At 74.1% G+C, this 1,618-nt stretch carries 1 protein-coding gene; it reads left to right on the forward strand.

All coding sequences use genetic code 11. From position 1 onward, the window contains the following. Nucleotides 1-1,618, forward strand: a 1,618-nt coding sequence (locus FUT87_RS11950) for a glucoamylase family protein (RefSeq protein WP_310735182.1), incomplete at both ends; no start/stop codon positions are given.

The raw sequence follows: 1,618 nt of genomic DNA on the forward strand, positions 1-1,618 counted from the left end.
ACCTGATCGCCCAGTTGAGGTCCTGGTGGCAGGACCAGGGCGCGCCGCTGGCCGAAGCCCGCCTGGCGCTGCGCGCGCTCGCGGGCCGGGCGCGCCGCCTCGGGCTGGAAGCGGACTACCGCCCGCTCTTCGATCCCGAGCGTCGCCTGCTGCGCATCGGCTGGCGCGGCGACGCCCAGCAGCTCGACGACAACCATTACGACCTGCTCGCCAGCGAGGCCCGCCTCACCAGTCTGGTCGCGATCGCCAAGGGCGACCTGCCGCCGGAACACTGGCAGGCGCTCGGGCGGCCCTTCTTCGCGCGCGATGGCGCCGGCGACTCGCTCGGGCTGAAGTCGTGGTCGGGCTCGATGTTCGAGTACCTGATGCCGTCGCTCGTGCTGCGCGAGCCCGCGGCCAGCGCGCTGGGCCGGGCCGTGCGCACGGCGGTGAAGGAGCAGCGCCTGGAGGCCCGCGGCAAGGGCACGCCGTGGGGCATCTCGGAATCGGCGATCGCCGGCCAGGACCACACGCTGGCCTACCAGTACGGCCCGCAGGGCGTGCAGACCCTGGCGCTGGCGCGGCTGGCCGTCGACGAACGGGTGCTCGCGCCCTATGCGGCGGTGATGGCGGCGGTGGTGGCGCCGGTGCGCGTGGTGTCCAACCTGCAGGCCTTCGAGCGCCTGGGCGCGCGCGGCGCCTTCGGCTTCATCGAGGCGGTGGACTACACACCGCAGCGCCAGACCGCCGGTGCCGGCTTCACGCTGGTGCGGACCTACATGGCGCATCACCAGGCGATGGGCTTCGTCGCGCTGACCGCCCTGCTGGCCGACGACGCGCCGCGGCGCTGGCTGATGAGCGACCCGCACGTCAAGGCGGTGGCGACGCTGCTGCATGAGCGCGCGCCGCGCGAGGTCGCGCCGCTGCAGGCGCCGCCGGCCGACCTGCTGCCGCGCAAGCGCGCGGTCCGCAAGGCGCGCATGGTGCGCGAGAGCGAGCCGCTGGCCGAGACCCTGCCGCTGACGCACATGCTGACCAACGGCCGCTACTCGGTGGTGCTGCGCAGCCACGGCGGTGGCTACAGCAACTGGGACGGCGTGGCCATCACCCGCTGGCGCGACGACCTGCTGCGCGATCAGCACGGCAGCTTCACCATGCTGCGCCGCGCCGGCGAGGCCGACTGGTTCAGCAACACCGCGCGCCCGGCGCCCGATCCCCGCGCGCGCTACGCGGCGCGCATGCAGGCCGAGCGCGCGCTGTTCGAGGCGACCTGGCCGGACCTGCACAGCTGCACCACGGTGTGGGTCAGCCCGGAGGACGATTGCGAATTGCGTCAGGTCGAGCTGACCAACCGCGGCGATCAGCCGCTGGCGCTGGACCTGGTGTCCTGCTTCGAGGCCACGCTGGCGCCGCAGCGCGGCGACGAGGCGCACCCGGCCTTCTCCAACCTCTTCATCCAGGCCCGCTGGGACGAGGCGCAGCATGCGCTGCATTTGCGTCGACGTCCGCGGCTCTTCGACGAAGCCGCGATGCGCGCGGTCTTCTTCCTGGCTGGCGTGGATGCCGGCGCGGGCTGCGCCAAGCCGGCCCGTCCCGCCGGCGGCGCCCCGGGCGCCGAGGACTGCCGGCCGGAGGGCCA

Source organism: Mitsuaria sp. TWR114, assembly GCF_007997345.1.